The organism is Nocardioides dubius (genome assembly GCF_039528155.1).
GTDB classification, from domain to species: Bacteria; Actinomycetota; Actinomycetes; order Propionibacteriales; family Nocardioidaceae; genus Nocardioides; species Nocardioides dubius.
The window spans coordinates 36134-43308 of the sequence record NZ_BAAALG010000011.1 but is presented as its reverse complement, the minus strand read 5'-3'; the positions used below and the strand labels follow the sequence as shown (position 1 = coordinate 43308).

Genomic DNA, 7175 nt, shown 5'->3' with positions numbered 1-7175 from the left:
AGAGGGAGATCATGCAGCAGATGACAGGCCAGGTGGCCGTGGTGACCGGGGGAACCTCGGGCATCGGACTGGGCGTGGCCAGGCTGCTCGCCGAGCGCGGTGCCCGGGTGCACGCGCTCGGGTTGGGCGCGGACGCGGCACCCGAGACGGCGGGCGTCACGTTCCACGAGCTGGACGTGACCGACACCGAGGCGGTCTTCGCGTTCTTCGCCGGACTCGACGCCGTCGACGTGCTGGTCCCCGCGGCCGGCATCTCGCTCGGCGAGGACGAGCACGACCCCGAGGGCTTCGGCACCGTGCTCGACGTCAACCTGCGTGCCGTGCACGCCTGCTGTCGTGCTGCCGAGCCGAAGCTCTTCGACGGCGGTGGCGCCGTCATCCTGATCGCCTCGATGTACTCCACCTTCGGCTCGGCGATCAGTCCCGGGTATGCGGCCAGCAAGGGCGGCATCGTCCAGCTCGCCAAGTCGCTGTGCCAGCGCTATGCCGAGCACGGCGTGCGGGTCAACGCGATCGCACCGGGCTGGATCGCCACCCCGCTGCTGGAGATGACCAAGGAGGTCGCCCCCGAGATCTACGCAGGCCTGCTGGACCGGACGCCGATGCGGCGCGTCGGCGAGCCCGTGGAGGTCGCGAAGGCGGTCGCCTTCCTGGCGGGCCCGGAGTCCTCGTTCATCACCGGCGCGGTGCTCCCCGTCGACGGTGGCTACCTCACCGTCTGAGCGCCCAGGCACTGGAAGGCACGACATGTCCAGCATCAACAGCTTCCCCGACGACCACGCGGCGGCCGACCCGCAGCGCACGGCCTACCAGATCGACGGCGGCCGGGCGGTCAGCTATGCCGAGCTGGTCGACTCCTCGCGACGGATCGCCCGACTGCTCGGGGAGCGTGGCCTGCGACGCGGCGACGTGGTCGCCATCCTGCTGCCCAACATGGCGGGCCTCTTCGAGGTGGCGTGGGCCTGTCAGCGCTCGGGCCTGCGCTACACCGCCATCTCGAACCGCCTCAACGCCCAGGACGTCGCGTACATCCTCAGCGACAGCGGGGCCCGCGAGCTGATCACCTGTGCCGAGCTGGGCGAGCTGGCCGGTGCCGCCCTCGCCCTGCTCGAGGCACCGCCGTCCGCGATCAGCGTGGACGGCGGGCTGGCGGGTGCGGACGCGCTGCCCGAGCTGCTGGAGACGGTCGGCACCGAGCCGCTCCTCGAGGAGTGCGAAGGCACCGACCTGCTCTACTCCTCGGGCACCACCGGGCGTCCGAAGGGCGTCGCGCCACAGCTCACCGCAGCGCCGCTCGGACAGGCGCCGGGCATCGCCCCGTTCCTCCAGGAGACCTGGGAGTTCGGGCCGGACACCGTCTACCTGTGCCCGGCTCCGCTGTACCACTCCGCTCCGCTGCGATTCAGCATGGCGGTGCAGCGCTTCGGCGGCACGGTCGTGGTGATGGAGCGCTTCGACGCGGCTCGCTGCCTGGAGCTGATCGAGGCCCACCAGATCACCCACGTGCAGATGGTGCCCACCATGTTCATCCGGCTGCTGGCGCTGGAGGAGTCGGTGCGCAGCGACGCTCGGCTCTCGTCGTTGCGTGCGGTGATCCACGCCGCCGCTCCCTGCCCGCCCGCGGTCAAGCAGGCGATGATCGCCTGGCTCGGCCCGATCGTGGATGAGTACTACGCCGGCACCGAGAACTACCTGATGACCCTGATCCGCTCCGAGGAGGCACTGCGCCGGCCCGGCTCGGTGGGCCGTCCGCTGATCGGCTCACCGCGGATCCTCGGCGAGGACGGCGAGCTGCTGGGCCCCGGCGTCTCCGGGGAGATCTGGAGTGAGGGTGGGCTCGAGTTCAGCTACCTCAACGCGCCCGAGAAGACCGCCGCGTCCCGCAACGACCGGGGCTGGAGCACGGCCGGGGACCTCGGCTACCTCGACGAGGACGGCTATCTCTACATCAGCGACCGCCGCGACGACCTGATCATCTCCGGCGGCGTCAACATCTATCCGCTCGAGGCCGAGAACGTGCTGATCGGGCACGAGGCGGTCGCCGACGTCGCAGTGATCGGCGTGCCGCACCCGGAGCTGGGTGCCGAGGTCCGGGCCGTCGTCCACCTGGCGCCGGGACGGCAGCGGGGCGATGACCTCGAGCAGCAGCTGATCGCCTACTGCCAGCAGGCGCTGTCGCGCTACAAGTGCCCGCGGTCGATCGACTTCGTCGACAGCGTCCCGCGTACCCCCACCGGAAAGCTCATGCGGCGCGAGGTGCGCGCCGCCTACGGGGTCTGAGCCCCCGCGCGAAGCAAGAACCATGCCCTGGTGTCGCCACCAGGTCCGTCGGCGCGCGCCCGCGCACCGAAGAAGTGCACGCAAACGAAAGAAGGACAGGTGGCCATGGGCGCCCAAGAAGTCTTCAGGACCGAGTCACTCTCGGTCCGCTACGGAGGACTGGTTGCTCTCGACGCAGTCTCCATCACGGTCCGGCCCGGCGAGCTCGCCGGCCTGATCGGCCCCAACGGTGCCGGCAAGACCACGTTCATCGACGCAGTCACCGGCTTCACTCCGACCACGGGCCGGGTGCTGCTGGGGGAGCGGGAGCTGCAGCGACTGCCCGCACACAAGCGGGTCTCCTCGGGGATCAGCCGCACCTTCCAGAGCCTCGAGCTCTTCGAGGACCTGAGCATCCGCGAGAACGTCCTGGTCTCCACCGAGGAGTCCTCCTGGCTGGCACCGCTGCGCGAGTTCGTCGTGCCGCGGCGCGGGGACAAGGTCCGCAAGGTGCGCGAGGTGCTCGAGCTGGTCGGTCTCGACGGCGTCGAGGACGCCTACCCGCCGGACCTCTCGCTCGCCGAGCGCAAGCTGGTCTGCGTCGCCCGGGCCCTGGCCACCGACCCGAGCCTGCTGCTGCTCGACGAGCCCGCGGCCGGCCTGGACTCCGACGCCAGCCTGGAGCTGGGCGCCCAGCTGCGCAAGGTCGCCGACTCGGGCGTCTCGATCCTCCTGGTCGACCACGACATGGACCTGGTCCTGGAGTTCTGCGAGTCGTTGAGCGTCCTCAACTTCGGCAAGCTGATCGCCACCGGACCCACCGCCGAGGTGCGCAACGACGAGGCGGTGCTCACCGCCTACCTCGGCGCCGACGACGCGGACGACGACCTGATCGCCCTGGAGGTGGGACTGTGAGCGCGGTGATCCGCACCACGAGCCTGGAGTCCGGCTACGCCGGCGTCCCGGTGATCCGTGGCATCGATCTGCATGTCGAGGCCGGCGAGGTGGTGGCCCTGCTCGGCGGCAACGGCGCGGGGAAGACCACGACCCTGCTCAGCCTGGCCGGCGTGGTGAAGCCGACCGGCGGCAGCGTCGAGCTGCTGGGCGAGCCGATCCGGCCCGGGCGGCCGCACCTGCAGGCCCGCCGTGGCCTGGCGCTGGTGCCCGACGACCGGTCGCTGTTCTTCAACCTGACCGTGCGCGACAACCTCAAGCTGGCCCGCGACCGGGGCTCCAGCACCTACAAGGAGCTGGAGGAGCAGGTGCTGGAGTACTTCCCGGCGCTGCGCCCGAAGCTGACCGTCAAGGCGGGCCTGCTCTCCGGTGGCGAGCAGCAGATGCTGGCCGTCGGCAGGGCCCTGGTGACCCGGCCGAAGGTGCTGATGATCGACGAGCTGAGCCTCGGCCTGGCCCCGTTGGTGGTCAAGGACATGCTGCCGGTGGTCCGCCGGATCGCGACCGAGATGCAGGCCGCGGTGCTGCTCGTCGAGCAGCACATCGACCTGGTGCTGCGTCACTCCGACCGCGCCTACGTGCTCAACCGCGGCCGGATCACCCTCGAAGGCACCGCCGCCGAGCTCCTCGACGACAAGGAGCGCCTGCGCGCGAGCTACCTGGCAATGGAGGTTGCCTCATGAACGACGTGATTCTCTTCGCCATCCTGGGCGTCGGCGCCGGCGCGGTCTACGCCCTGCTGGCACTGGGCATCGTGCTGATCCAGAAGGGGACCGGAGCGGTCAACTTCTCCCAGGGTGCCATCGCCGGCTGCGCGGCGATCTACTTCGGCGTCGCGACCAGTGAGGGCACGCCGCCGTTGACCGCGGCGCTCACCGCGATCGTGGTGGCCGGCCTGGGTGGCCTGGTCTTCTACGTCCTGGTGATGCGTCCGCTGCGCCAGGCACCGCTGCTCGCCCGGATCGTGACCACCCTCGGTCTGATGCTCCTGCTCCAGGGCCTGGCCACCCAGGTCTGGCAGGTGCCGACGGTGATCGCCCCGGCGATCTTCCCGACCGACAGCATCGAGCTGTTCGGCGTGATGTTCGGCATCGACCGCCTCTACCTGCTGGCCACCACCGTGGCGTTGACCGTGCTGCTGTGGGCCGTCTACCGGTTCACCGGCTTCGGCCGGGCCACTCGGGCCGCCGCGGAGAACGAGCGCGGCGCCGCCCTGCTCGGCTACTCGCCCGACGTGATCGGTGCGGTGAACTGGATGCTCGGCTCGATGCTGGCCGCGCTGGCGGGCGTGCTCTTCGCCCCGATCACCGCGCTGAACATCGCCACGCTGAGCCTGCTCGTGGTGCCGGCCCTGGCTGCGGCCCTGGTCGGTGGGTTCAACTCCTTCGGGATCACCACCGCGGTCGCCGTCGGGATCGGCATGGCCCAGTCGCTGCTGACCCGCTTCGTCACCCAGCCGGGCATCAACGACGCGCTTCCGTTCGTGATCATCGTGGTGCTGATGATCGCCTCGGGCCGGCTCATCCCGATCCGCGGCAGTCGCGAGGTCTCCCGCCTGCCGCTGGCTCCGGCGGTGACCCGGCGCGCGGTCCCGTTGACCGCCTTCGCGATCACCGTGGTGCTCGGCCTGGTGCTGCTCAACGACACCTATCGCGGCGGCATCACCACCACGCTGGTGATGATCATCCTGGCGCTCTCGGTGGTCGTGGTGACCGGCTTCGTCGGCCAGATCTCGCTGATGCAGATGGCGTTCGCCGGCATCGCCGCCTTCATCCTCTCCAAGCTCGCCGTCGAGGCGGGGGTCCCGTTCCCGCTGCCGATCCTGCTGGCCGCGATCATCGTGGTGCCGTTCGGCATGGTGCTGGGCCTGCCCGCGCTGCGGGTGCGCGGGATCAGCCTGGCCGTGGTCACCCTCGGTGCCGCGGTGGCGATCTCCAGCTTCGTCTTCGGCAACGTCGAGTGGACCGGCGGCGCGGACGGCAGCCATGTGCCGAGCCCCGAGCTCTTCGGCTGGTCGATGGACGCGGTCACCCACCCGGTGCGCTTCGGCCTCTTCGCCCTGGTCGTGACGCTGGCCTGCCTGGCGGGCGTGCTGAACATCCGGATGAGTGCGATCGGACGCCGGATGCTTGCGGTGCGCAGCAACGAGCGGGCCGCCTCGGCGTCGGGGATCAGCGTCTCGCGCACCAAGCTGCAGGCGTTCGCCCTCTCCGCGTTCATCGCCGGCGTCGGCGGTGGCGTGCTCGGCTACCAGCTGGGAGCGGTCGCCTTCACCCGGTTCGTGCCGATCGCCTCGATCTCGCTGCTCGCCGTCGTCTACATCGGTGGCGTGGCCAGTGCCTACGGCGCCGTCGTGGCCGGCGTGATCGCCAACGGTGGCGTGGTCTACGTGCTGCTCAACTCGGTGGAGGGCATCTCCGCCTGGTGGATCATGCTCTCCGGCGCGCTGCTCATCTTCAACGCCGTGATCCAGCCCGACGGCATCTCCGTCGCGCTCGGTCAGCAGCGCGACCTCATCAGATCCAAGCTCCGGCGCAGTGTGCCCCCGCAACGGAGTGCGCCGTCGCCGACGCACGCCTGACCCATCCCGTCTCGGACGAAGTCACATCCATCACTAGAGGAGTTCCAACATGTTGATCAACCGGATGACGGGCGTGGCCGCTGCGGCCCTGGCCCTCACCATGGGCCTCGCCGGCTGTGGGTCCTCGGACGCCGACACCCAGAAGGACCCGGGCAGCGTCTCGGGACCGAAGGGCGACCCGATCGTGTTCTACGACATCACCGACGCCACCGGTCTCGGTGCGGTGAGCGCGGCGATCTCGCAGTTCACCGTCGGCGAGCTCGCGGCGCAGGACTACATCAACGAGAACGGCGGCGTCGGCGGTCGTCCGATCAAGATCGTCAAGTGCGACAGCAAGGCCGACCCGGCCGCGACCACCGCCTGCGCGCAGGCGGCGGTGAACGACAAGGCGGTCGCCAAGCTCGGGCTCTCGGTGGCGTGGGGCGAGAACGGCTTCCCGGTGATCAAGCGGGCCGGCATCCCCAGCCTCAACCCGCCGGTGAACCCGCAGGACCTCCAGGACGGCGAGGGCAGCTTCGTCACCGGTGGCTCCTCGGAGTACGAGGCGCAGGTCCAGTACATCGGCGAGGAGCTGGACGCGAGGAGCCTGGTGGTCTTCACCGATGAGAACCCGTCGGGCCAGGACCACGTGACCCGGGTCAAGGCGGCGGTGAAGAACTACGGCTTCGACATCGACGTCCAGGCGGTCTACCTGCCGGCCGGCACCGCCGACCCGACGCCGTTCGTGGCCAAGGCGGTCAGCTCCGACCCCGACGCGATCATGACCAACCAGAGTGGTGCCCAGGCGGTCTCCGCCTACAGCGCGTTCGCCCAGCAGGGCTACCCGGCCGAGCAGATCTTCAACCAGGGCGGCGCCGCCGACTACGAGAGCTTCTTCGACAAGGTCGACGGCAGCGTCTCCGACGGCACCATGTTCGCCTACGCCTACGAGAACCCGGACAACACCGAGAACGCCGACGTGAAGCTCTACCGCGACGCGATGGAGAAGTACGCCGGCCGGGAGGGCAAGTCCGAGTTCTACCAGTGGGGCTTCGCCAACGTGATGACTCTGGCCGACATCGCTGAGGAGATCGGCGCCGACAAGTTCGACGCCGCCTCGCTGAAGGAGTTCCTCACCGACGTCGAGGACTTCCCGATGTTCATGGCGCAGCCGCTGAGCCGCAGCCTCTCCACGAAGACCGCCCCGGCCCAGCTTCGTCCGCAGATCCAGATCCTGCAGTACAAGGACGGGAAGCTGGAGACCGTGCGCGGGTGGTTCAACCCGTACGAGGCGATGAAGTAGTCAGCACCAGGCCACAGGGCCCGGACCGGGCGAGCGCTCGATCCGGGCCCTTTGGCTCACCCGACTTTCGGGGAAGGACCGGAAGCCGGAGCAGGACAC

At 69.8% G+C, this 7175-nt stretch carries 6 protein-coding genes; all 6 read left to right on the top strand.

Annotated features, from left to right (window positions below; translation table 11 throughout):
* On the top strand, positions 1 to 722 hold a 722-nt coding region (locus tag ABD151_RS13270; protein WP_343995112.1), incomplete at its 5' end, for an SDR family NAD(P)-dependent oxidoreductase.
* 25 nt (positions 723 to 747) lie between these two features.
* A complete protein-coding gene (locus ABD151_RS13265; RefSeq protein WP_343995109.1) occupies positions 748 to 2280 on the top strand; it encodes an AMP-binding protein in 1533 nt (510 codons plus the stop codon).
* Positions 2281 to 2385: 105 nt separating this feature from the next.
* The gene (locus ABD151_RS13260) at positions 2386 to 3174 is read left to right on the top strand and encodes an ABC transporter ATP-binding protein (RefSeq protein ID WP_343995107.1); all 789 of its coding nucleotides are present in this window, start codon (positions 2386 to 2388) and stop codon (positions 3172 to 3174) included.
* Positions 3171 to 3896 (top strand): ABC transporter ATP-binding protein, encoded by a 726-nt coding sequence (locus tag ABD151_RS13255; protein WP_343995105.1) that lies wholly within the window; start codon positions 3171 to 3173, stop codon positions 3894 to 3896. The genes ABD151_RS13260 and ABD151_RS13255 overlap by 4 nt, the downstream gene beginning before the upstream one ends.
* On the top strand, positions 3893 to 5794 hold the full coding sequence (locus tag ABD151_RS13250; RefSeq protein ID WP_343995103.1) for an ABC transporter permease: 1902 nt from the start codon (positions 3893 to 3895) through the stop codon (positions 5792 to 5794). The genes ABD151_RS13255 and ABD151_RS13250 overlap by 4 nt, the downstream gene beginning before the upstream one ends.
* Before the next feature lie 49 nt (positions 5795 to 5843).
* A complete protein-coding gene (locus ABD151_RS13245; RefSeq protein WP_343995100.1) occupies positions 5844 to 7076 on the top strand; it encodes an ABC transporter substrate-binding protein in 1233 nt (410 codons plus the stop codon).
* Positions 7077 to 7175: the final 99 nt, after the last annotated feature.

What these genes read in the sequence shown, in the direction of transcription:
- ABD151_RS13245 (WP_343995100.1), top strand. Translation starts at nt 5,844, where the DNA reads ATGTTGATCAACCGGATGACGGGCGTGGCCGCTGCGGCCCTGGCCCTC.
- ABD151_RS13250 (WP_343995103.1), top strand. Translation starts at nt 3,893, where the DNA reads ATGAACGACGTGATTCTCTTCGCCATCCTGGGCGTCGGCGCCGGCGCG.
- ABD151_RS13260 (WP_343995107.1), top strand. Translation starts at nt 2,386, where the DNA reads ATGGGCGCCCAAGAAGTCTTCAGGACCGAGTCACTCTCGGTCCGCTAC.
- ABD151_RS13265 (WP_343995109.1), top strand. Translation starts at nt 748, where the DNA reads ATGTCCAGCATCAACAGCTTCCCCGACGACCACGCGGCGGCCGACCCG.